Source organism: Thalassoroseus sp. (assembly GCF_984380535.1).
The window spans coordinates 294058-317933 of the sequence record NZ_CFHRBF010000001.1; the positions used below are offsets into that span (position 1 = coordinate 294058).

The 23876-nt window shown below is 55.0% G+C and carries 17 protein-coding genes; 5 read left to right on the forward strand and 12 right to left on the reverse strand.

The window, feature by feature from the left end; translation table 11 throughout:
- Positions 1–49: 49 nt before the first annotated feature.
- Complete coding sequence (locus tag AC5DDB_RS01090) at positions 50–382, reverse strand: hypothetical protein (protein ID WP_491737815.1); 333 nt, start codon at positions 380–382, stop codon at positions 50–52.
- Between the two features lie 43 nt (positions 383–425).
- Between AC5DDB_RS01090 and AC5DDB_RS01095 the strand changes: the two genes are divergently transcribed.
- On the forward strand, positions 426–845 hold the full coding sequence (locus tag AC5DDB_RS01095) for a hypothetical protein (RefSeq protein WP_491737816.1): 420 nt from the start codon (positions 426–428) through the stop codon (positions 843–845).
- Between the two features lie 399 nt (positions 846–1244).
- Positions 1245–2351, forward strand: a complete 1107-nt coding sequence (locus AC5DDB_RS01100) for a DUF6263 family protein (protein ID WP_491737817.1) — start codon at positions 1245–1247, stop codon at positions 2349–2351.
- Here the strand turns inward: AC5DDB_RS01100 and AC5DDB_RS01105 are convergent.
- The 3 genes from AC5DDB_RS01105 to AC5DDB_RS01115 form a co-directional block, all read right to left on the reverse strand.
- On the reverse strand, positions 2348–3169 hold the full coding sequence (locus AC5DDB_RS01105; protein WP_491737818.1) for a hypothetical protein: 822 nt from the start codon (positions 3167–3169) through the stop codon (positions 2348–2350). The two genes, AC5DDB_RS01100 and AC5DDB_RS01105, sit on opposite strands and share 4 nt — an antisense overlap.
- Before the next feature lie 171 nt (positions 3170–3340).
- Positions 3341–4369, reverse strand: a complete 1029-nt coding sequence (locus tag AC5DDB_RS01110) for a hypothetical protein (RefSeq protein ID WP_491737819.1) — start codon at positions 4367–4369, stop codon at positions 3341–3343.
- Positions 4370–4683: 314 nt separating this feature from the next.
- Entirely contained in the window at positions 4684–5955 is a 1272-nt protein-coding gene (locus tag AC5DDB_RS01115) for a M24 family metallopeptidase (protein WP_491737820.1), read from the reverse strand.
- A gap of 149 nt (positions 5956–6104) precedes the next feature.
- Between AC5DDB_RS01115 and AC5DDB_RS01120 the strand changes: the two genes are divergently transcribed.
- Positions 6105–6596, forward strand: a complete 492-nt coding sequence (locus AC5DDB_RS01120) for a hypothetical protein (RefSeq protein ID WP_491737821.1) — start codon at positions 6105–6107, stop codon at positions 6594–6596.
- A gap of 52 nt (positions 6597–6648) precedes the next feature.
- Here the strand turns inward: AC5DDB_RS01120 and AC5DDB_RS01125 are convergent, their stop codons facing one another.
- From AC5DDB_RS01125 to AC5DDB_RS01135, 3 genes are all read right to left on the reverse strand, one after another.
- Entirely contained in the window at positions 6649–7392 is a 744-nt protein-coding gene (locus tag AC5DDB_RS01125) for a CvpA family protein (RefSeq protein WP_491737822.1), read from the reverse strand.
- Positions 7393–7439: 47 nt separating this feature from the next.
- Complete coding sequence (locus AC5DDB_RS01130) at positions 7440–9317, reverse strand: GspE/PulE family protein (protein ID WP_491737823.1); 1878 nt, start codon at positions 9315–9317, stop codon at positions 7440–7442.
- A 195-nt stretch (positions 9318–9512) separates the two neighbouring features.
- Positions 9513–11090 (reverse strand): C40 family peptidase, encoded by a 1578-nt coding sequence (locus tag AC5DDB_RS01135; RefSeq protein ID WP_491737824.1) that lies wholly within the window; start codon positions 11088–11090, stop codon positions 9513–9515.
- Between the two features lie 141 nt (positions 11091–11231).
- Here AC5DDB_RS01135 and AC5DDB_RS01140 point away from each other — a divergent pair, with 141 nt between their 5' ends.
- Positions 11232–11906: a phosphoribosylanthranilate isomerase gene (locus AC5DDB_RS01140; protein WP_491737825.1), complete on the forward strand. Its 675-nt coding sequence runs from the start codon at positions 11232–11234 to the stop codon at positions 11904–11906.
- Here the strand turns inward: AC5DDB_RS01140 and pyrF are convergent.
- The 4 genes from pyrF to AC5DDB_RS01160 form a co-directional block, all read right to left on the reverse strand.
- Positions 11901–12839: an orotidine-5'-phosphate decarboxylase gene (gene pyrF, locus AC5DDB_RS01145; protein ID WP_491737826.1), complete on the reverse strand. Its 939-nt coding sequence runs from the start codon at positions 12837–12839 to the stop codon at positions 11901–11903. The genes AC5DDB_RS01140 and pyrF overlap by 6 nt on opposite strands.
- A 210-nt stretch (positions 12840–13049) precedes the next feature.
- Entirely contained in the window at positions 13050–14132 is a 1083-nt protein-coding gene (gene tatC / locus AC5DDB_RS01150) for a twin-arginine translocase subunit TatC (protein ID WP_491737827.1), read from the reverse strand.
- 307 nt (positions 14133–14439) lie between these two features.
- Positions 14440–16116 carry an outer membrane protein assembly factor BamB family protein gene (locus AC5DDB_RS01155; protein ID WP_491737828.1) on the reverse strand — a complete coding sequence of 559 codons (1677 nt, stop codon included), beginning with the start codon at positions 16114–16116 and terminating at the stop codon, positions 14440–14442.
- Positions 16117–16275: 159 nt separating this feature from the next.
- Positions 16276–20343: an outer membrane protein assembly factor BamB family protein gene (locus AC5DDB_RS01160; RefSeq protein ID WP_491737829.1), complete on the reverse strand. Its 4068-nt coding sequence runs from the start codon at positions 20341–20343 to the stop codon at positions 16276–16278.
- A 437-nt stretch (positions 20344–20780) separates the two neighbouring features.
- Here AC5DDB_RS01160 and AC5DDB_RS01165 point away from each other — a divergent pair, with 437 nt between their 5' ends.
- Positions 20781–21554 (forward strand): hypothetical protein, encoded by a 774-nt coding sequence (locus AC5DDB_RS01165; protein WP_491737830.1) that lies wholly within the window; start codon positions 20781–20783, stop codon positions 21552–21554.
- Between the two features lie 78 nt (positions 21555–21632).
- Here AC5DDB_RS01165 and AC5DDB_RS01170 read toward each other — a convergent pair whose 3' ends face one another.
- Complete coding sequence (locus AC5DDB_RS01170) at positions 21633–23873, reverse strand: hypothetical protein (RefSeq protein ID WP_491737831.1); 2241 nt, start codon at positions 23871–23873, stop codon at positions 21633–21635.
- Positions 23874–23876: the final 3 nt, after the last annotated feature.

The window sequence follows — 23876 nt, forward strand, 5'->3', positions numbered from 1 at the left end:
ATCCCGGGGTTGTTTTTGATTTGTGCGTCTAATTCACTCGGAACCAGCGTTACTTCGTCGCTTTGATACGATCGGTATCTGTCGCGTGACGAATCACGTTCGCACGGTAGAGCGGACCACTCACGTATAAGCTTGGGCGATCTGCAAGGATTTGACCTTCAACGTAGACGACATCACCATCTTTGAATTGGTCGTTGCGGACGTCTTCCGCAAGCACCATGCTACCGCCCCAGGCATCTTGCTCGTCAAGCCGAGCGTAACGCACTTTGGTCATCGCAACGGGAGTATTCACTTTTTGAATGACTCCGAGCAACCAGCGGTAATCCGAAGAGTGGGCGTATGCCGGGGAGTCTTCGACTAGTTTCCCGGCAATCTGAGTCACAACGGGTTTGGCCGTTGCCGGTGCTTCGTTCGAAGTTGGGCGAATGACTTGCTTAGGCGTTTCCGGCTGTTTGACTTCATTGCTTGCGAACGGGTTCGGCTGTGTTTGGGTCTGTGAGACACACTTTGGTACGCAGGTGGTCGCACAGCTGCTGGCATTTTTGGGAATGCAGGTCGTCGCACAGCTTGTTGGACCGCAATTTCCTTTTCCAGCCGGATCGCCACAGGCCGGTTTCACACAAGCGGTTGATGCACAGCTGACTTTGCTCTTTCCAAGGAAGCAGCCTTTGGAATCGGTGCAGTTGGACGACGTTGTCGTGCAGCTTTTCCCTGGATCACAAACTTTCGTCGTGCTGCAAGCTTTCGCGCCGTTGTCGGCACACGAAGCGCCGCACGAAACTGTTCTTGAAGCCATTTTGCAACCGCTGATCGAAACGGCCGCCATTAGCATGAGTGATGCATAAATTTTCATTGTCACCCTCCAGTGGTGTTTGTGGCCGCTTGGCCCCAGAGACACATCCATCCGAATGTTCAGTCAACGTCCGCCCGAACATTGTTCGCTATCGGACTGTCCTGAACTTTCGGTTGTCTCGTTGAAAAAGTGCTAAGCGGCGTTGGTCCTCATTCCGTGAGAACGCTTTCCACCAGAAACATCGTCACAATGCGAATCTGACCCGAGCAAGTAGTCCTACCGATTCGGTTTTGCGGCCTGAGTTCGGTGCGTCGTAGCGGCTTCGTAAGGTGTTCCGGTTGTAACGAGAAATCGGCTTGCTGGGTTTTCACCGGTTATGCAATCCGTCTTCGCGCTCTGGGGCGAAAATGGTACCGTCTCAACCGCGAAACCGGTTCGAGCAAGGATGCAAATGATGCGTATTCTAAACCGATGGATACTCGTTGCCGTCTGTGCCGTAATTCCCTGCGGGTGCGGCAATTCCGAAGAAACCGAGTCGACACAACCCGTTGCGGCTTCGGAACTGGAAGGCATCGACCCCCAATTTTCGACACCGACCGCCACGCCGCCCCGTGTGGAGGAAACCCGACCGTCGGCGGTACTGAAACTGAATCTACAGCCAGGGCAGCGAATTCCCCTGCTGAAAACGGTTCAGCAAACGCTGGTTCAGAAAATGCCTCAGGGTGACATCGTCAATCGTGACTGGTTGGAGATGCTTGTCACATTACGTTTGGAACAGATGACCGAAGACGGTCGTCGCAAACTGAGCGTCCATTATGACCGCGTTCGCTACCAGAACGAGATCGGCGGCCAGACCATTCGCTTCGATTCAGACACGCCGACTGACCAATTGCCTGCGGTGATGCTCCCTTATCGGGGCTTGGTCAATAACGGGTTTGCCTTCTGGATTGGGCCGGATCATCGAATTCTGGAACCAGTTGGGTTTGCGGATTTCTTGCAACGATGTATTCGAGACGTTCCACCGGCTCAACGAGAACAGGTTCTCAACGCTTTTGCCAACTCGACCGAAGAAGGGGTCGCAAATTTCGTCGACGACAGCATCGGCTACCTTCCATTGGCCAGCCACCCGATTGTCGAAGGAGATACCTGGACACGTGAAAGATCACTCTCTCGTCCAGTGCCGCTCTTTATTCAGAACCATTGTAGCCTAAGTCGTTTGACCGACCGCATCGCTGACATCGATATTGCCGGTACAATCGCGACAACCCGTACATTTGGCGAACAACGCCAGACAGAAAACGGGGATGTCCAGGTCATCGTCCGTGGCGGGCATGCCCATGGAACTTGTCGCATTGACCGAGAGACCGGTCTTCCGCTGCATTGCTCGGTCAAACACTTATTGGATATGGCTGTTCGTCAGGCCGATGGGCGTGAGTTTGTCCAACAAAAGATCACGACGACCACCATTCGCCTGTTCCCGGAACAATCCACGCCGAATTCCAATGCGATTCAGCCGGCGTCCTACGAAGAAGTCGATCGCTCTGCATCCCGTCGCTAATTCGAACCGGCGAGTGCCTGTAATTGTTCCTCAAGCCGACGCTCCGCCGCCGCTAACCGGGCTTCTTTGCGACTGGTGATTTGTCGTTGGAGCGCGATTTCGTAATCGGCGAAGCGAATCGCTTCCTCCAAGTCGCTAATCGGATCGTGCAACGCCGGGTTGCCAAAGTTGTTGTCGCGGTCCACGTCAGTGGCATATGTCTTCAACCGATCGACGTGTGCAGTGATATAGTCGATGAACTTGTTCTGGGCATCGATCAGCAGCCGAAGCAATTCCTCGTCGGCAACATGCACATCGACAATTTCCGGCGGATCGGCTACCGGAATCGGTTCGTCCGCGGCGTAGGAAATCTCGGGAGTAACCGTTTGTTCCTCTGCCGACTCCTCGGTTGAGTCGGACTCCGTGTCGTGCTCGTCTTCATCGTCCGAATCGGCAGCTTCGTCGGCCTCTTGTTTTTCCTTCCACAGCCGGAATTGCTCCTCGAGGTAGTCGCGAAGCTCTTCGACTTGCATTTGCAACGATGCGGTGGATTCAGCGGACCGCGCGTCGTCGTAAACCGCGACCACCCGCGACATTTCCTGCACGAGTTCCGCTTGTTCGTCGACGACCGTCTTGGGAAACCCCCGAACGTGTTCGCCCCGTTCAACGCCCATACGCTGTAAACGGTCCAACTGCTCGGCGGTGAGTTCGAGCCGTTCAGTCAGCTCTTGAACTACCTTATTCTGAGCCGCAACACGCTGCTCAGCTTCTTCCAATCGTCTCTGCAGGTCGTCAGTTGATGACTCAGTTTCCGCGGAAAGTTGTTCGTCGTTCGACATTGCAACGGTTGGGGCTAACGGAACGGGGAACGATTCCAGACCCTCTAGTGTAGAACACGTCCGCATGCCACAACGGATCAAATCCGGATCGTCGCCGGGTTTGATCGCAATCTCTCTTGCCGCTACAGCCTAATCACTTCGGCTTGCACCAGTCGCAAGTCACCACATCATTCAGAAAACAATGGTGATCGTCTGCTCTTCGTTCAATAGATTGGATTTGACTTTAATCGTATCACGTACCAATTCGGCTGCCCCTGGCACGAGAACTTTCATTCGCACATGGTCGTTAACAATCGGTAGATTCCCGCGTTCCCGTCGACCGCCAAAGTCCTGCTCGTAATTGTCGGTCCCGATGACCGAACCCGAAAGATCGCGTTTAGGATACGATTTGAATTCTTTGTCCAAGGTACTGATGTCGACATCAATGATGATGTAATACGGCTCCTTGGGGATCGGATCGCGAGGTTCCGTCCAGACGGCGAAGCTGCCCTTTTTGAGCGCTTGCGGAGGTAACGCGATCCCCCCACCAATATCGCCCACCGGTCCTTCGCCACCCTCGAGCAGCGTCTTCACATTCGCATCGATTGCCAAGTTTTCGGTAGTGACGGGGGGCAGCTCATCGAGTGTATTTTGCCCCTCGGGTTCGAAGTCGGGCAGGGCGTTAAATTCCAGATCAATCTCTTCGAACTCGGTTGGCTGGGTTTGCTCACTGAGTTCCGCCACGATTTCGACCTGTTTTTCACGCTCTCGCGAGATAATCCAAAGCCCGAGTACCGCCAGAACCAAAAAGTGTATCGAAAACGAAATCAAAAGCCCGAGTCGCGCAAACTTGACCCGCCCCGTGACCAAATTCCGGATATCATCCCATACCGTGACATACCAAGCTCGCGGATGAACCAGTTCGTCCGGATAAGCCGCACCGTTGGTACTACCCGATACGGCAGCATCTCTGCGTTTCGGCGGTGGTGCAGATGCCTCAGGTGTTTGCCGTCGGCGAACCGGTGTTCGTTGGGCGTTCTCTGAAACACTTGGCTGGGATGCCGAACCGGATTCTATTTTCCGGCGGTTCGATTTTCCACGGAACCACGTGGGCGGCGCGTCCGAATTGCCGTCACCGTCTTCAGCAACGGGTCGGTCCGCAAACCGATCGGAACCTGGCTCAGTCAAAGAAATAGAGTTCGAAGGGAAACGGTCCGTCATGATTGACGCTCGGCTCGAGAATGAGAGCGAAGTGACGTTCGATCTTCAGTGAGTTGAACGTGCGAGTCTATCGCTCGCAAGAATGGCTTTGTGAATACAAGCATTGGCTCCTATTCTACCATGAGTGCAGTGGCGAGTGTAGCCCCTCAATGTGGTCAGGATCGGATGTCGGCACTGCGCGCGGTATTTCTCTTAGTTGTGAGTCTCCATGTTGCAGTGAAATCTACGACCTCGACTCATCAACCCTAGTTTCGAATAACGAACGCCGTGCCAAACGCGCGGCAAAAATCATGATCCGATCAAATTTTTCTCGATTATTCGCTAAATAACCCGCCTAAACCAGTCCGATCGTCGCTGAGCCAGGCAAATGAATCCTGAGCCGCTGGATCGATGGCGGTTTCTTTCGATTCGGGTTGGTCAGCATTCTGCCGACGTAAGATTCCCGGCCGACTGATTGCCGTCGAACGGACTCGAACCCGCACACGTGGCCAATTTTCCATCGGAGTGAGCAATTCGCCACCATTGGGAGTGATCAACAATGTGTCAGCCAGCGTCGCGGGGCCGATCGACGGGTGCCATACAATCGCCATTCCCTGCTGTAACGAAACATTTTCATCAACTGGGCCAATGACAATGGGCACTTCGGGATCGCGATAACCAACAATTGCCCCTTGTGCCGCATATTCCCATTCATTCGGGTGACCGGTTTTCTCGTAAATTCGGGCCACGCGTTGCCAGGCGTCGTGGAGTGTCCAATTCTCGCGAGAGAAACAAATCCCCGTTGCCTGAATTTGCACCGCTGCCTGATAGCTTTCGACCAGGTCTTTTGGTGGCTCACCGAAACAAACGGTGCGTGAAACCGTGATGTGGAGACCATCGCGTCTTCCGGTTGCGGTCAATGTGCAGAATTGATTGACGGGCGTCTGCGTGAAATTCTGCGTGCGAAACCGCACTCGTCGATAATCGCCGGCAACCTGCAACCGACATGGCACAACTTGGCGTTTAATCAAGCGGTGAGCGACTTCCCCGGCAATGGCAGCTTCTGTCGAACCTCTGACCAAACGACGGGCCGTCGCTTCTACGGCATGTGCAACATCACGACCGAGTTCCCGCATCCGAATGGCTTCTTCCGTCGTTAAACACCGGCGAAAACCGGCGAGTGCATCGGAATAATCTTTACGATTCGCGTGTGGCACATCACCGCCGACCTGGCGACCGTGACAAAGTTCCTCGATCAATCCGCGATGTCCTTCCCGCCATGACCGTTCTTTGAGTTGGAATCCCAAGCCGGCCAACTCTCGTTCAAATAGCAACGGCGATGTCACGTTGTCGGTCACGATTACCCGTGCTTCCGGCGTCACGAACACGGCGGCTTTACCGGCGGCACATGCATCGCTGCCGTTCTCGGCTCCACAAGTGAACCAGGCGAAGTTATGCCGTTTCTGGAGAAGCAGGGCGTCGATTTGGAAGGATTTGAGGAAGTTGGCGATCCACTGCTGTTTGCGTTGGACCTCGGCGAGTCGGTCCGATTCCGTCAGGGAAGGAATCTCTGCTGATGACTGGGGGCGTGGACGTTTCTCAGGCACAGACATATCCAATGCGTGTTTCCAAGCAGACCATTCTCAGGTGAGCAACATAGCAATATACTATCAGAAATGTCTTTGTGTCGCATAATCAACACGCAAGGGCGAAAAACTCGGAGGTGAAATTTTTCCTTCCAACCGCTGGGATCGCCATGATGCGTCAGGAAAGTGACCGCGAAGACTTAATGCGAGAAGCGACCGCTCTCACGCGACGCGCCGAACTCGAATTGTTCGAGGAGCCAGAACCGATCGTCGTCGGTTTTCGTCGAACGAATGCGTTTTCAATCTATTGGGGAGCCGATCCGGTCTATCAGTTCGACCCGGAATTCCGTCTGAGACGTGCTTACGTCGATGGATTTCTCTACCGCACCGCCGGTGAAACACTCGCAAAGTTAGACCGGGTTCGTACGGATACGACGACAGAACTGCATCGAACTGACCTGGAAAAGACAGAACTTCAAGAGTTCTTGACACGTGCTCGGTCGTACTGTGAGAAATTCGTCGCTGCTGTTCAATCTGGTGGGGCAAAAGTGAACGCTGCGATCCCAAGTTCAGGAGAAGTGCTACCGGCAGCTTGCGATTTCATCCGACAGGTGCTTTCAAGAGATGTGCCATTAGCCCCCGCCATCCCGGGTCGGAAGTGAGTTTCATCGCTTCTGAGCGGAACTCATTGTGTGCCGGAGACAATCTCCAAAATCAAAAACCGTCAGCGCTGCCGCCACCGGCGGGTGGTGTAGCTCCACCGCCAGGTGTGGCGTTACCTTCTCCCGGACTTGTTGTTGTCGTCGTGGGAACAGTGACGACTTGCCCTCCGAGTTGTTCGCGGCGTGCTGCATACCGAATCGGAAATGATGGCCAGGGTTCTCCCACGCCGCCTTGACCCCCAATTTGATAGATCGGACCGTCGAACCGGTTGCGTTCGTCGGACCGAGCGAAACCGCGTGACGAAACAAATTGTGTGAAGCCAAGCCAGTGTTGATCGGGATGAAATCCGAACAAGTTGCCCTTCTCGGCTTGGAAATCAAGAAATTCATCAATGCTGCCTGCAGTCACCGTTCGCGGCAATGGTGCGGTGTGTAACGCGGTCAATAGAAAGGCCATCGTGACGTACCCGGTCAGCAATCCGAAGCCCCAGCGTCCCACTTCGTAGGTGACATCTTCCGTCTGAAAGTAGGTCGGCACGAACCTATTCGAAATTTCCCGCAAGCCGAATGTAAACGCTGCGAACAACCCGACTAATGCAATATAGTCCCAGCGATAAAGCCACATACCGCTGCTGGTGATCGATGCCAACATCTCGGCGAGCGGTTCGAAGAAGTTCATTGCCAGCAAGCCGGCGAACAACACGCATAGAAACGTGAGTCCTGCGCCCCACGGACCTTCACCGGCTACGCACCAGGCGACGAGAGCAACAATGCCAATCAGAATGAACGCAATCATGGATGAGTCGTCAATGGAGATTCAAAATTGGATTCGAGTTCAAACCGCTACTTCACCACACGCACAAGTTCTTGCACACTTGTGACGCCGCGAACGACCAGGCGGAGGCCTTCCTCTTGCATGGTGAGCATTCCGTTTTTGCGGGCCTCCGCTTTAATGGCCGACATGGGAGCCTTTTCCCGAATCAGGTCCCGCATGCGTTCGGTAATAACCAGCAATTCAAAGACCCCCGCGCGACCGAAGTATCCCAACCCGCCGCACTGACGACATCGGCCCGCTTCGCCATTCAGTCGCGGGCGATAGAGTTGCTCGATTCGATCGATCGGCAACCCGGCCCGTTTCATGAGGTCTTCATTCGGTGCATAGGGTTCACGACAGAGATCGCACAGCCGACGCGTCAGCCGTTGAGCCAAAATGGCCGAGACCGAGTTAGCCACCATAAACGGTTCGACGCCCAATTCGATCATTCGGTACAGTGCAGTAATGGTATCGTTGGCGTGAATCGTCGAGAACACCATGTGCCCCGTGTTCGCCGCTTGACAAGCAATAGACGCGGTTTCTTGGTCGCGGATTTCCCCGATCATCACCACATCCGGGTCTTGTCGCAGAATACTACGAAGCGAATTCGCAAATGTTTGCCCGGCTCGTGTGTTGATTTCGATTTGGTTGACGTTCTCCATCTTGTATTCAACCGGGTCTTCGACGGTGATGATATTGCGTTGGTAAGCGTCGATTTCCCGCAAAGCCGCGTACAGCGTTGTCGATTTCCCGGCACCGGTTGGACCACACGAAAGAAACAAGCCGTGCGGTTGATCGACAATCCCGACAATTTGCTCGAAGAGAGACTTCCGAAAACCGAGATCAGACAGACTCCCCACGGAGTTGCTCTGATCCAAGATCCGCAAGCTCATTTTCTCGCCGTGTCGCGTTCCTTGTGTCGCGAGTCGGAAGTCGATCTCGCGGCCTTCCAGCAGTGCTCGGAAACTTCCGTCTTGTGGACGACGACGCTCGGTGATGTCCATGCCGCCGAGCACCTTGAAAATATTCAGGATGTTACGACCGGTCGCGACATCGTATCCGTCGGCGGGATACATCACACCATCGATCCGAATCCGAACGGACAGTTCGTCTTCTTTCGGTTCCAAGTGCACGTCGGTCGTTCGGCGATTGATGGCGTCGTAGACCAACTCTTTCGCCGCGAGATAGCCCTTGGAATTCTCGACCTGACGGCTGCGACGCTCCGCTTCGCCCCGATCGTTTCCATCGGATTTGCCGAGGAATTGGATCGGCGGTCCCATTGTCGATTCGATTGTTTCTCGCGATCCGATGTGAATGCCGATCGTCGCGAGTTTCTTCAATGTCCAACGACGAATGTGAGCTTGCGTCATCACACGTCGAGCCTCAGGAACTTTTGCGTTCCGTTCGCGGATATACATACCCAACGGGACGCCCCACGCGGCAAGCATCGGCACCAATCCGACGAATCGGGGCAAGACCAGCGACAGGAAGAAACCAGCGACACCGCCGAACAACATCGCCGTATTCCAGTTGGCCGTTCCGAGATTGAGCCCGCGACTGTCTTCGTCGACCCAGCGGGAACTGTTCATCCACAGCAGAAAAGCGCCGAGAACCAGCAACAGCAAAAACCAATTGAAATAGAACCCGACCGTCCGATTGGGCCCGCTGTATTGGGCCGGACCGTTCCCCCGGAAGAACCCATACGGATTCGGAGGAAATGCCGTCGGCGGACGATCTAACTTCGAACGTCTGCTCGCGGTGCCACTCATTTGATTGACGGCCGGACTGGATTCCTGCGTCGCATTGGGTTCCGGCGTTGCGGATGCCTCTTCTTGGGCGTGCGACCAAGAGACCATTAGTAGGATTAGAAGAACAGCGAGCGCTGCACGGCCCCGATTGTCAATCACCTTCCGGGTTCCTTGTAGCAGAGACAAATGTCGATAATGTTTGACTATACAATACATTGCGGGGAAAACGTACTCGGTTCTGAACTTTCCGCTGACGAGGACATGTTTGGCCGATGCGAAGCGTCTATACCCCCCCCATCACCAACAGAAACGCTACACTAGTCCGTACGATCGGACCATGATCGATCACATCGCTTAGAGATCACGTGTCACGACCATCGGTTCGGCTAATTTTGTCTGGATGATTGTTAAAACGTCATCAACTTCGACACCCAGGTCCATCAGCGACGATAGTTCGTTCCGTGTTCGCATCCGCCAAAGGAACGTCGTGCTCGTGTCATCCATTGTCGATGCAAGTTCGTACAACTGGTGACACAGAATCACGAGGTCGCGTTGAAGCTTGGGATGTTTGGGGTGATGCTTGAGGGCATCTTGAATGTTCTCGATGCCGGCACGCAGCAAATTCATCGCGGCATCGCGTCGGTGCATTGCTTTCAGAAGTGATGCCGTGCGTTCTTGAACAACAGCTAAATCTCGACGTCGGGCCAGAATTGTCGGATCACGACGAACCAGACGTTCGCGAATGGAAGCGGCTTGCCGATACGACTTAAGAGCAGTGCCGCAATCACCGCATTTTCGAGCCGCGTCGGCCACGCGTAACGAACTGGCAGCCCAATTGGCTTGGCGAAGCGGATCGGCCCAGTCCCGAATCGCCAACGACCGCAAATCGTCCCCCGCCTGTTGGTAAACTTCTAGCGATTCCCGCCATCGCTCCTGGTCGCGGAAAATATCGCCCAACCGACCGCGAGTCTTTGCCAAATTGGCCAAGGCAATTTCAGTTTTGGATTCCTCATAAAGACGCTCGCGGATTTCCATCGCCTCGGCTAGAACTTTCGCCGCCAAGTCGGTCTGTCGCTGCCGCAGCAACGCTTGTGATTTGTGTTCCGCGATCGTGGCCTGAAGTCGCAAAACGGCTTCTGTTTTCGGGTTCTTCAAATGCGTTTCGAGGAAGAGATCGGCGGCAGCATATGCGAACAGTGCGTGTTCGTCGTTCTCCCGAGCAAAGTGCAAATCGCCAAGTCGCTGCTGGCTGATGATAAGATCGCAAACGACATCGTCCGTTGCATTGGGCTGTTCCGCGAGTTGCCGACGAATTCGCCGAGCTTCGAGAAAACAAGTCTCCGCCGATTCCCACTTCTCCCGGCTCTGATGGAGCATACCCTGCTTGTCGAGGATGATCGCCAACCCACGTTGCCAAACGTCGCTTCGGTCCTGTGCTAGCAGATTCTTGAGAATGTCCCGTGCAGAGTCGTAAGCCGCAGCGGCTTTATCCCAGGCTTCCTCTCCGACAGCGGCATCACCGATTTTCTCTTTGATGACGGCTCTTAAAGACATCGTACTGACACGTTCCGGAATGACATTTAATTCCGACAACGCCCGACCGTACTCGCGAGCGGCGTTCAAATAGTCGCCGCGAAACCGGTAGCCGTCACCCAACACCGACCGGGCGTCGGCTAAACAAAGTATGTCGAAAGCCTCCATCGACCGAATGTCAGGAATCGCGTAATTCGAGACTGCATCCCGCAAGTAAGGCATCGCCTGCAACGCTTCGCCGGCACGCAACAGAGCTCGACCAACACGGACCTGTGCATGAGCGACGGCGGAAAGATGCTTCGCGTCCTGAGAGCTACGCTCATACGCGGTTTGGGCCGCTTGCAAAAACCGTTTGGCTTCGACAATTGACTCTTGAGGAATATCGATGGGCAACTTCACGTGGTTGAATCCCGTCTCCAAATTCTCGCATCAATCCGTTATCGTCGGTCGACTCTCTCCTGGCCGGTCACTATTTTGAACGCTATCAACTAACATCACCATTCCGCGGAAAATGCGGACAAAACTGAACAAACCGACATAATGTGGATCAAAATTTGCGGTATTCGCACGCCGGAACAGGCCGAAATGGTCTGCCGATTCCGCCCCGATGCGTTGGGCTTGAACTTCTACACGCCCTCGCCCCGGTGCGTGACAACAGATCAAGCTCAGCATATCGCAGCGGTTAATATGGGAAAAGCCGAATTGGTCGGTGTTTTTGTGGATCACACTCCGGCTGAAATTGAAAGTATCGTTCAAAGCGTGGGATTAAATCGTATTCAGTGTCATGGCAACGAGACCGTTGGAGACTTGCGGGAAATTCAAGATCGCTGCCCTGATACGCAACTAATCCGGGCCTGGCGAATGAAACCCGAGGGCCTGGACGACTTAGCCGCGTATCTCGCCGAAGCTCGGACCGCCGGGGTGACACTCTCAGCGGTGCTGATGGACGCTTACGTCAAAGGCATGTTTGGGGGCAGCGGAAAGACGGTCGCTTGGAAGCCGCTCGCCGATCAGTACCAAGTCGCCGATTGGCCACCATTGATTCTGGCCGGTGGATTGCGACCGGATAACGTAGCCGAAGCGATTCACGCCGTGCAGCCCTGGGGCATCGACACCGCTAGCGGCGTCGAATTCCTGGAAGGCGAAAAAGGTATGAAAGACCCTCAGCGAGTCGAGGAGTTCATCACATCGGCTCGGCAAACGGAGAATCTATAAATTGCTCGCTGGCGTGTGCGTGCGAAGGTCGGCAATCATTTCGTGTGTCGCCGCTTCGATCGCCTGTTCCCATTGGGCCGGTGCAAACTTCTCGACGTACTCGGGTTTGCGGTAGGCAAAGTTGATACCTCGCGAACTGTTGATCACGGCTCCCAGTCCGTCTGCTCGAAACGCCGCCGCCGTATCCGCGGCCGATCCCCCTTGACTGCCATAACCGGGAATCAAGAGTGGTGACGCCGATAGCACATCTCGCAGCTCTGCCAACTCGTTCGGGTATGTCGCCCCGACCACCGCACCGACGATACCGTACCCGGCTGCATCAGCGGTTCGTTCGGCCAATTCGTTGACGGTCTTCGCGACGGTCCGGTAATGGGGTTCACCATCCGTGAGCCGATCTTGAAACGTCCCCGCTCCCGGATTGCTCGTGCGGACCAACACATAAATCCCGGCTCCGCGGTCAGTTGCGACCTTCACAAACGGTTCGAGCGTGTCCGCACCGAGATAGGGATTCACGGTCAGTGCATCGGCTGCCCACGGAGCAGCGTCTGGGTCTGCGCCCGCGAGGTACCCGCGTGCGTAGGCTTCGGCCGTCGAACCAATGTCGCCGCGTTTTGCATCGCAAATGACGATCAGCCCGGCGTCTCGCGCTTTGCGAATCACACGCGACAACACCGCCGTTCCCGCCGGCCCCAACTCTTCAAAGAACGCGGCCTGCGGTTTGACAGCCGGAACCAGGGGGGCCACGACATCGATCAGCCGAAAACTGAACTCCTCGAATGCACTCGCATGCATGGCCAGGTGATCCGAAGGAAACCGCTCGGCGGCGGCATCGCGAACCGACTGCGGAAGCTGATCAAACCGTGGATCAATCCCCACAAGTGCCGGTGTCCGTTTGGCCTGAATCGCGGCATGTAAACGAGTCGAATAATGCATGAGTTTGAGCTTCGTCAATCGGAGAAGTGGTTTCGTGAGTCGTTCGTTTAAGCTGACATTCTGGCGAGTTGTGCCTGAGAAGGGAGAATGGAAGATCGAGGATAACAGGATTCAGTGCCTTGCCCCTTCTCCCATCCGCCATCTTCCATCCTCGCCTCCTTACAAAGTTTGACGCCGAAGTGTTGAATAACGCTTGGTGTCGAAAACCAACTAACTCGCGGCTTCAAACGGGCTTTGGTGTTTCGGGCTAAATCCGCACATGAAAATACCGAGTTGATAGAGCACCACGAGCGGGACCATCATCAACATCATGCTCATCGGGTCGGCGGGGGTGAGGAACATCGAAATGATCGCGATGACCAAAATCGCCATGCGTCGCTTTTCGCGATACGCCTGCACCGTGAAAATCGAAATTCGTTCGAGGAACAACATCACCAGCGGCAGTTGGAAACTCAGTCCGAACATCAACGGCAGCAGCAACGCAAAACTGATCCATTCCGACAATCGCACTTGCGGCGTGACACCGAGCCATTTGTTGAAACTCAACAGGAAGTCCAACACGAACGGAAACACCAGCACGAAACAGAAGATCGCACCGCCGAGAAACAAACCGAGACTCATCGGCAAATAGATGTAAACGTATTTGCGTTCATGCGGATACAAACCCGCCGCCACGAATAACCACAGTTGATAGAAAATCCACGGGCTGGCTAAAAGTAGTCCTGCAACGACGGAAACTTTGACGTACGTCAGAAACGCTTCCTGCACCGTCAGCGTGACCATCTTGTGTTGTTGGTCGCGAGTGTCACGGAACTGCCCGAATTCGGGTGCCCACATCGAAAGCTTGAGCGGTTCTGATTTCGCCGACTCCGGCAAATCGGGGTAAGTTTCGGGATACCGTTCGTGCAGTGCACCAACGAGTTGCCGGGCATCGACCTGAACTTCGATCGTTGAACGAGCGATTCGCTCTTCTTCGAGTTCTTCCGCTGTCTTCTCCGGCTCCGAATCGTCCGGCACATCTTCTTTCTCGGAAAACAACGCCTTCAGATACTCCAGCAGATCGAAATCTTCTTTGATATCGTCTTGCACGTAATCCGTGACGCCGTGTTCCAGCAGTGCGGTATCAATGGGTGCCCGAATGATGGCAATCACACGGTTGCCGAAGAACAGCGTCAGGATCACCGCGAACATCAGTCCTACGATGGCTTTCCAGAGGTGGACACGCAGAATCTCGAGGTGTTCCCCGAAACTCATTGCTGTATCGTCGAAGAGGTCTTTCGATTGTTTACTCATGATCGGCGATCTCTATCAATTCGGTGACATATCCCAGTTACCGAGCAAGACGATCCACCGATAGGCGCATGCGAAGCGATCGCAGAAAATCGCGGTTTCGAAGAACGAACCGCGAAAGACGAGACCGCCCACAATTGGTGGACACCGCGCCTTCACGAAGGCATGGTCGAGCGTATTGCCCAGCGTCCACTCAATGGACCCGTTCAGAACAGATCAACGGGAGCGGCTCATTAACTTATTGCGTGATTGTAATCCGACCAATTCGAGTGTCAACCAATTTCGATGATTGTCCGGCTTTCCGCCGCCTTTAATATCGATCGGCTCCTCGCAGTCCGGCCTCTTCACGAGTCCACACCACCGTGCCCGCGTTGTCGACTTCAACGAGTCCCGCAGAACTAACGATCAGCGTGTGACCGTCCGGTAGTCGTTGAGCGCGGTACAGGCTCGGTTCGCTTTGGAACGACCAAAGTTCCTCGCCCGCTCGATTGATTTCGACAACCCGGTTTTCGGTCCGATTCGCGACCAGCGTGTGGCCGTTGGGTAGTCGCTGTACGGAATAGGGGCGTTCCATTCCCTCGACTTCCCAGACAATCGTACCTTCACGATCGATCTCCACCACACGCCCGCTGTTATACAGCACCAGTAAGATGTTGCCGCTTTCGAGCATCTGAGCCGACTTGGCCCGTTCCGGAAGTTCCAACTCCCAAGCAATGCTTTTATCGGGACGAATCTCGAGCAACTGACCATCATAACAGGGCACGAGTGTGTTTCCGTTCGGCAAACGCTGCACGCTGTACGGTTTGTCGGGGAGTTCGTCGAACCGCCACACTTCGTCACCAGCGGCATCAAACTCGACCAGAAACTTCCCCGTGTAAGATGCGATCAAACGATGTCCGTTCGCTAACCCCTCGCATCCCCACGCCCCGTTGACTTCCGCTCGCCAAATGACGTTGTGCTGATGATCGAGTTCGACCACTTCACGCTGCGTGTAGTTGGTCAGCAAAGTCCGACCGAGCAACACATCGACCTCACGCAATGGCAACATGAGTTCAGCAGTCGTTCCATGACTGGCGATCCATTCCCGCCAGGCGTTGGCGGCGAATTCCCGGTTGTTCACGGACTCGTACGGCGAGTAACCAAATCGCTGTGGAGTGGCGCTTCGCAAGGCACGAATGGCCTGTAACCGCACGTCCAATTCCTCTGCCGAAAGTAAATGCCCCAACCGTGTCAACGATTCGCGATTGCCATGATTCAGCAGTGCTCGTGCGACGGCAACTTGGACTCTCACCGGTTGGTCGAGATTTTGCAGGTCCGACAAAATACCGTCGGCTCCGGTGCCGAGAACTCGCTCCAACGCAGCGATAGCAGCCGTTCTCGCCGCCAGGCTTTCTCCGGCTATTGGATGCTGTCCTCGGGCGACGGACTCCAAGACTTCGACATCGTCCTTGGTCGCCACTGCTGCGAGTGCAGACGCTGCTTTCGTTTCCAAGTAGGCCGCTTTGCAAAGTGGAAACGCACAGAGGATCGGTTCGGCCAACCCCGTCAACTCTCCCTGTTCGATCACCGAGAACGCCGCATATAGAATTCGACTCGACCGCCCCCGAGCCAATTTCCAAATCTGTTTGGCCCGCCATCGAATTTCGGGATCAGACTCCCGCATCGCGGATTCCAAAAGCTCGGGCAGATGGATGGGTGACTTCAGCAGTGTTGCCGTCGCAGCTTCCCGTGTCTGAAAGTCCGGATCTCCGAGTTGAGCAATCAAAGTGCGAATCGCCTGTTCGGCCTGCGGATTCGGATGCAGCGATTGCAGATAGACACGCAACGATTCCCGTGTCGGCTGGAGTTCGTACTTCTGGAGCGTTTGCGTATAGGGTCCTGTGAGCGATTCCTGTCGCTCGGATGGCAAGCTGGTCTCGTCGGCAATCACGAGTGCCGACGTGAGACAAACAATCCCCAACATCATTCCGTAAATTGGCCGTTGCATGTGGTCCATCCCTGACCTCCGGCGAGATTTAAGATTCATAAGCCTGAAATGCGTCTTGCATTTCATCCGAGTTCGGAACGAACTTCCGTTGACCAAGACTCAGATGTTGAATTGAGAATGGAGAAACAGCGGATGAATCACTTCATCCGACCACGCTCCCTAAAACTGACTCACGCAACGTAAACCGGCTTCATGGATTCGCCGGGTGACTCGACCACGCAGATCGATTTCTGCAAGGCCTTCGTCATCCACGACCAGAGTCTTCCCGCCGGGAACACGTTGCACGCAATTGAGCCGATGATGTCCTTGCCAACGGTGCACCCACACGGGTTGGCCGTTCGTTTCGAACTCCTGGATCAATCGGGTCGAGCTATCTGCTACGAGCGTATGTCCGTTTTCCAGCCTTTGCACACTCACCGGGCTCCGCAGCGTGTTGACCTGCCAAACGAGCTTGCCTTGGAGATCAATCTCGCGAACTTCGCCCGGCGTGGAACCGGAACCGGCCAATGCAATCAACGTGTTGCCATTGTCGAGTCGTGTGACGAACTGTGGAATCCCAGGTACGTCAATGGTTCGAGCGACGGAGTCATCGCGCCGATACTCGTACACTTTTTTGTTGTTGCAGGCCACCAGAATATTACCGTTGCTCAGACGCGTGGCCGAGAACGGTGTGCCAGGCAAGTCCGATTTTTTCCAGACCTCTCGGCCGTTGGCATCGTACTCGATGACTGCACGTGGGCTTGTTGTCGTGGTCACGACGCGATGTCCGTCGGCGAACCCTCGACAACTCCAGACGTTTTTCATGTTGTTCTTCGACCATAGTTCGTCACCATGCTCGTCGACTTCTCGGACTCGTTGCAACTTGTTGTTGGTGAGCAGCATTCGCCCCATGGGGGCTTCATCGACTCTCACGGGCAGATTCAAATCCGCCGCCATGCCTGATTGGTCAAACCAATCCGCCCATTGTTCAATTGCCGCGAGATCCGCCTCTTCGACGACTTCGTGGTTGTAGCCGAACTGTTGGGAGGTCGCGGTGCGAAGTGCTGCGATCGCACGTCGTCTCGTCGACAAATCCGAGCTTTCGAGAAGCGAAATTAGCGTCCATAAACTTTCTTGATGGCCGCGATTCAACAATGCGACTGCCGCTCGCAGACGCACTTCGTCGGCAGGGTCTTCCAACGCGAATTCCAACGCCGACATCACCTTCGGAGACTCCAACCGCGACAAACCCGCAATCGCGAGACGCCGAGTCAGAGGGTCCGCTTGGGCCAACGAGTCGAACAAGTACGAAGTGCTATTTTCCTCGACGATCTTGGCGACCGCACGAGTGGCTGCGTCTTCCAGTTTTGCCAACCGCCACAACCATGCGTTCTGCAAGATGGGATAAAGCGATTCACTGGCCTGCGGAGAGACGCCATCGTCTTCGGCACTTGCATACCGCACCGCTTTTGTTGGGTCTGGGACAGAGCGAGTGATCGCCACGAGTGCCGTTTCCAGTAAGGCCCGAGGCCGAGAATCCGCGATGGAGTCATCGTGTTGACTCCCCGAAGTGCTGGCGGAGTTCGACTCCGCAATCGCTACACGGTAACTATCGGCGAGCCATTGAATTGCCAGTTCCGGACGGGTGTTCGCTAAGTCAAGTTCGATCATTCCCTCAACAACCGCTTGGCGTGCGGCTCGCAAACCGGATCGTTGTCGCAGCAGACTTTCCACCACACGCAAATCTCCGATCGCCTGACCAAGATTTCCCTGTCGCGCGTTCAGCTTCATACGCAACAAAGACGAGCCAGGATCGCCCGCGAGGACTTCGTGTTTTAGCTCCTGCAACTTTTCGTCCAGTTCGATGACCGACAGAATCCGCTCACACCCCACCATGAGCAACCGTCGACCATCACTTGCCAAGTTGCCGACCGGTTCATCGGTGGCACTGAGGAAAGTCGTGCTAGCGATCGGTGTTCCAGTTTCCAAATCGAGCTGTCGAATCAGTTTGCCATCGGGAATGTACAGGGCGTCGTTGACGAGCAACCCGCGACCGCAGGCGTTTTCGACACGTGTTTCCCACAACAATTTCCCGGTATGAATGCCGTAGCATCGGACGACTCGCCGACCGCCGACAAACAATTCGGAAGACGTGTGACCGATGAGGTAATCCGCCGCCCGCTTGTCTTCGCTTGCTTCTGGTGACAAGGATTTCTTTGTGAGTTTACTTGCGGTCCCCAACGTGGAACCGAACTGATGCGCGTCGGTGGCCCGTGGTGAATCCCATTTCAAGGCTCCCGTGCGACAGTCCAACGCGACCAAACGGCCGAAGTCGGATGGCAATACGATGAGTGTCGCCCCGCTGACGAACAGTTGATCGGTTTCCCAACCGTCGATTTCAGCTAACCAATCACTTGCTTGTGGACGTCCGCCGGCTGTCGCCTTGCGGACCCCCGTACGATCATAGCGTGTCGCCCAGTGCATCTGACCGGTTTGCGTGTCGAGTGCAAAGACGAGACCCACGCCCGTTGCCACATACAGGTCGCTACCCTCGACGCTGAGCCCCACTGGCGACCATGGAACAGCGCCTGTCGCCGGTTCGTCGCAAAGTATTGTCTGCCAGATCGTCTCACCGGTCGCTGCATCCAAAGCGAGCATGACAATCTCGCCAGAGCGACTGACCGGTACGTAAAGACGATTGCCATTTTTCACAGGAGCTGCGAGAAATCCGCTCGGTAAAACAGCATCGTCCAGCATACCGACGGCTTCGGTTGCTTGACGCGACCATCGCAATTTCCCCGTTTTCGCGTCATAAGCGGCGAGTGAAATCGGTCCCAACCGCGAACGCCCGGATTCGGTATCAGGAAATGGAGAGTCTCCACCGGCACTGTGTTTGCCGATGTCCAAAACACGACCTTCTAGACAATAAAGATGCCCCTCATGCACCGTCAGCATGGGATGGACACGGTCCCCAAACACTCGCACGCTGCCGAGATCCGCAGGACGAACCTGATCCCGCCCACTGGCCGCGTTCCCATAGGCCCGAGATTGCCCATCGAAGGCGTACTCGTTCCCGTGTGTGGTGTGCCAAAGAAATCGGCCGGTTTCGACATCGCAACACGTGACATGTTCGGTTCCGTAAAAGTACAGCCGACCATCACGCGAGACGAGATCAATCGCCGGTCGCCAACCGTTCGACTGCCAATGTTCGAGGATTTGGTGATAAGTCAGTTCGCTCGGCTCGGCGGCACCTTCTGTCTTCACGATCATTGGCTGATCGAATGAATGAACCCAGGACTCGGTCACCGGTTTCCCGTTCAGTGTGTCGCCGAGTAAGAACGTCGATTGTCGATAATTTGTCTCACTAAGTCCCGATCGATCGGCTCGCGCCAATGACTGCTGCAGATCACGTTCGACTGCCCGTCGAACCCGCATGGGAACTTGACTATTCTCCAGTGATTGAAACGCGAGCCAACTTTCCTGGGCTTTCCGCAATTCTCCCAATCGGGACTCCACGATCGCCTTTCGCAGGTACAACCAATCACGCGGAATGCTGTTGCGAGGATGCTCATGCAGAATGCGATCCAGCATGCGGCTTGCGCCGACGAAGTCGTGCCGATCGAACGCATTGGCAGCACGTCGCCAGAGTGCGTCGTCACCGTGATCGCTCAGAAAGAACCGTTGGGCGATGTCTCGATCGATTTCCCGCGCCGACATTTCATCGGCATTGTTGAGCAGAACTTTGGCCTCGGTGTTGGCCTGCAATTGATAGAGACGGCTACCGGATTCGGGAAGATTGGCTAACCGGGCCTCGATCTCGCGACGAAACGGCTGAAACGTACCGTACAGGAATTTGCGTTCGCGGTCGCGGAGCAGCGTTTCGATCGTCTGGCTAGTGCTCGTGGAAGCTGCTCGATCCGCATGATTGAGAGCTTCTTGCCAGAGAGAAATCGCCTCTTCAAAGCGTTTGTCGGCTGCAAAGTCGTCAGCTCGACGGAGGAGTTGTTCGAGACTCCGATCGACTCGCCAGGGGACATTGAGACCCTGTCCGTCGGGGGAACCTTTGATCGGTTCTTGAGTTTCTTGAGCCTGGGCTGCCGCCGGTTCTTCGGCATAAACGGAAGAGTGTCGAAACAATCCCGTTGTCAGAAGAAACGCCGTCAGACTGATTATTGGGTAGCTGAACCTTCGAACGTCCCGTAAGAAGTATTCAGAATCTACGGTGACTCCATCGGTCTTATATGACATGGAGCGGGTCCTCGTGTTTGAGGCCGTGGACGGATGCGGTGGGAGCCGCAGAAGCGCGGACATGTTCGCCGGACCGACTCAAAACTGTTCATCGAGGCAATTTCGGTAAAGTAGGTCATTGAGAGTGGATCAATCATGGAAGAATTCATGTGTGGATGAATTTTCACCATTGCCGATGTCTGGATCGTCCGTTATTCATCGATCGTGGCCTGGGGCGATGGTCCCCGCGACAGACCTAATCTTTGATTATCGACGGCTTCTCTGTCAAGATGGAAACAATTTCCGGTTGAAGACCGATGAATTCGCAAGTTTTTGCGGAGCAGTCCCGACCGTGCCACCGAGTTGCTATCTTGTTTCTAACCGCCGAGTTGTGTCTTGCGCGCGAACTATGAACTCCCTGAGCACATTCGTATACACGCTCTAGAAAGCAGGAACCCTTGTCACCCCCGTCAGAGCCGCCGGAACCGGAATCGCGGCTGAATACGCCCTTCCTACTCACGCCGCTTTTGGCAGTACTTCTACTACCATTAGGGTTCGCATTCCTACTATCCGTAAGTGCACTGAGGGCGTTGACCGGCGCGTTTCCTTGGATCCTAACTTGGCTTGTGGGGTTTCTGGGTGGGGGAGCGATTGCTCGGGTCTTCGGGCAGCTGGTGAGTACCGCATGGACCAACGAGCAACTCTGGCTGTTCGGGGGCGGACTGGGGCTATTTGCCATGAGCAGTCTACGCGGAATCGCGATTTCCTGGAGCGCATGGGCGTCACGACACGATGTGAGTCCGTTCTCCGGGCTAGGAGGATTCCTGCCACAATGGGAGGCGGAGCGTCATCGATTCGCCAATCAGCTGCAGTTTCCGGCACTCATCGCCGCGACTTTAGCGGGTGTCATTCCAGCGGCTTGGCTGCTCCGCTCAGCGATGTCCCCCGACATTCCCTGGCCGTCACTTGGAATCTGGACGCTTTGTGGTGCGATCGGTTTGACGCTCGAAGGAGCCCTTATGGGGGCCGTTTTAGGGACTCTGAAGCAACGCACCGTTGTCAAGACGTTGCAAGAATCGTTCGGCGAAGCAATGGGCCGAAAACTCGCCCGAGAATATGTCGGCTGGCGGGGCGGACTTGCTTGGGCAATTGGATATGCCCTTCACCAAGTCGCCATTGGTGCGGTCAGCGGATTCGTCGTCGGGGCACTACTCAACACGATCTTTCAATAAAAGCACGGACGGAGCTAACAGCGAACCCCATCCGTGAATTTCAAGAATCAAAAAGTTCCTGCTTACCCTGCTGGAAAACTAATCCACCCCTGGTGGGGAGGCGAATGCATCGTCGTCGGGGACGACTTGGAAGCTGGGTTTTGAAGGAGATTTTTTGAATTCGACAGGCTCCATCTGTTTCGGCACTTCCGTCGTCGGTCCTTCGATGGGCTGGAAAGACATGCTGGGAACTTCGTCACCCATCGGCAACGGAATGGCACCGGTGGGTAATGCATTTGTCGCAGGTTCTGCGAACTCCGCCCGTGACATTTCTTCGAACGAGGCCGGTTGAATGGGTGAAGCAGACGGCCATGCAGGCATGGCGACGGGTTCTACCGGGGCCGGTTCCTTCGACAATTGTTGAGCCGGTGCCGTTTGCTCCGCTGTCAGCACCTGCGGAGCGTCTCCTCCAATGTGCGCCGGTACCGGGCTGGCTGGTTGCATCGACTTTCGCGACGGCAACGTATCCTGTGAAGCATGGTAGGCAATCTCGGTCCGCAATACCCGTTTATGGAACGCCCGTTCTTCCGGTTGCTTGCCGTTGATGACGATGATGTCGTCCACCAGACGGTGACCGTGTTCATTGACGAGCATGACTTTCGCCCCAAAGTTTTCATCGCCCAGCACGACCATCATACTATCGGTGCCGACTTCGCGGATATCGGTCAGCGGGCATCCAAGGTGCGAAATCACAACCTGACCCGCTTTCGGAACGTCCTCCGCTTGCGTCCAAACCAAACGGTTCAAATCGTTGGAAGAGTACCGCTGTAGCGTGCCAGTGTCACCCGCCGCCAACGCTGAGGCATACGTGCGGATCGGCAAAAGAATTTCCATCGTTTCTTTCATCGAAACGATTTGATCTTCGTTCTCGAATTTCACGTCGTCCACACGAACACGTCCGCGATGGTCAAGTAACACATAGGTCAGATCCAACCCACCTTGTGAGACGATGAAACGGCTAACGGCTCCATCAAACTGCGTGTCAACGATGCGATCGATCGGATTGGAGAACAACTGCGGAGCCAACTGCGAAACGTCTTCGTTGGGCACCATTCGCCAGACTCGTTCGTTGAAGTCGGCAGTCACGAGATTTCGAATCATCGGCAGGTTGCCGTCGCGGACGGCTTCTTGGAACAGCGACAGAATGGCTTGTCCTGTGAATACGACAGACAACCGTTTTTCCGCCACCTGGTCCGACGGACCACCAGTTTCGTAAAGCGTAACTTCTTCAACGACATACGGCGAATCTTCCGGAATCTCCTGCAATTCCACGCCGCCGCGAGACAGGCTTAACCGGACCACGCGGTTGGGTTGTTCAATAATATAATCCGCCTGTCGGCCTTCCATCTTGACGTAGTATTCTGCACCGTCGAGTTTGCCACTCGGAAGTTTCTCTTGCGAAAGATCCGCCAATGCTAGGCAATCTTCGAAGAGTTTCGGATGACACACAGTCTTCAACTGCTCGCGGTTTTGCTCGGCGTAGGCGTTCAAGAATCGAGTCACCGATTGCATCGCCATCGCGGTTTTCTTCAGCGATTCGATGTGTTCCTTGTCCTTACGAGACTCCACCGCCACGTCGGCCACTTTCCAACGATTCTCGAGCAGTTTCATTTTCAGGAGCATCTTGCCAGTCTTACGTGGCAAAGAGACGATCGCCACATCGTCGTCCAATTGGGCTTTCGGTCGAAACGACTTCGACGCACCATGCTCTGCGACAACCTGTTTCGTTAGCCGATCGAGATGTTCCGGCGGCAAATCCCTCAGCGTATCTGCCAGTTCCACGGTGACGACAGACAACACCTGATCGCGTTGTCCTTCATGCCAAGTGTCGAGAAACGCCCGCACGCTCAGCAACAGGTCCATTTGCTCTGCAACGGACTTATCGACCTTCACACCACCTTTGTTCTGGCGAAGGTAAACGTCATCCACGACCCACTCTTTCGACCCCTCAGACTTTTTCAGCCGATAGTACGTCTTCTTCGAGCTTTTGCCGTTAGTGACAGTCACAAGCTTTTCGGTGTCGGATTCATCTTGAACTTCCACCACCGAAACATCACCCGTCGGGACACGGAGAATCTGAATATCCTCCATCGCTTCGGCGGTGCGAAGGGCTCGCGTATTGAACTCGTCGCTGGTATGGACTTTCAGCGTCTGATAGTCCTCTTGCTCGAGAGCTGTCGTAAATGCTGTGATGACTTGCTTTTCAGCCATGTGAGCACAGCCGACGCTCACGCAGAACGGTAGCGCCGCGAGAACGGTCCGCATGAAGATGTGTTGCATGTT

Coding starts and splice junctions, on each gene's coding strand:
- AC5DDB_RS01160 (WP_491737829.1), bottom strand. CDS start 20,343: ATGTCATATAAGACCGATGGAGTCACCGTAGATTCTGAATACTTCTTA.
- AC5DDB_RS01100 (WP_491737817.1), top strand. CDS start 1,245: ATGATGCGTATTCTAAACCGATGGATACTCGTTGCCGTCTGTGCCGTA.
- AC5DDB_RS01120 (WP_491737821.1), top strand. CDS start 6,105: ATGATGCGTCAGGAAAGTGACCGCGAAGACTTAATGCGAGAAGCGACC.
- AC5DDB_RS01110 (WP_491737819.1), bottom strand. CDS start 4,369: ATGACGGACCGTTTCCCTTCGAACTCTATTTCTTTGACTGAGCCAGGT.
- pyrF (WP_491737826.1), bottom strand. CDS start 12,839: ATGCATTATTCGACTCGTTTACATGCCGCGATTCAGGCCAAACGGACA.
- AC5DDB_RS01095 (WP_491737816.1), top strand. CDS start 426: ATGACTTGCTTAGGCGTTTCCGGCTGTTTGACTTCATTGCTTGCGAAC.
- tatC (WP_491737827.1), bottom strand. CDS start 14,132: ATGAGTAAACAATCGAAAGACCTCTTCGACGATACAGCAATGAGTTTC.
- AC5DDB_RS01170 (WP_491737831.1), bottom strand. CDS start 23,873: ATGCAACACATCTTCATGCGGACCGTTCTCGCGGCGCTACCGTTCTGC.
- AC5DDB_RS01105 (WP_491737818.1), bottom strand. CDS start 3,169: ATGTCGAACGACGAACAACTTTCCGCGGAAACTGAGTCATCAACTGAC.
- AC5DDB_RS01155 (WP_491737828.1), bottom strand. CDS start 16,116: ATGCAACGGCCAATTTACGGAATGATGTTGGGGATTGTTTGTCTCACG.
- AC5DDB_RS01125 (WP_491737822.1), bottom strand. CDS start 7,392: ATGATTGCGTTCATTCTGATTGGCATTGTTGCTCTCGTCGCCTGGTGC.
- AC5DDB_RS01140 (WP_491737825.1), top strand. CDS start 11,232: ATGTGGATCAAAATTTGCGGTATTCGCACGCCGGAACAGGCCGAAATG.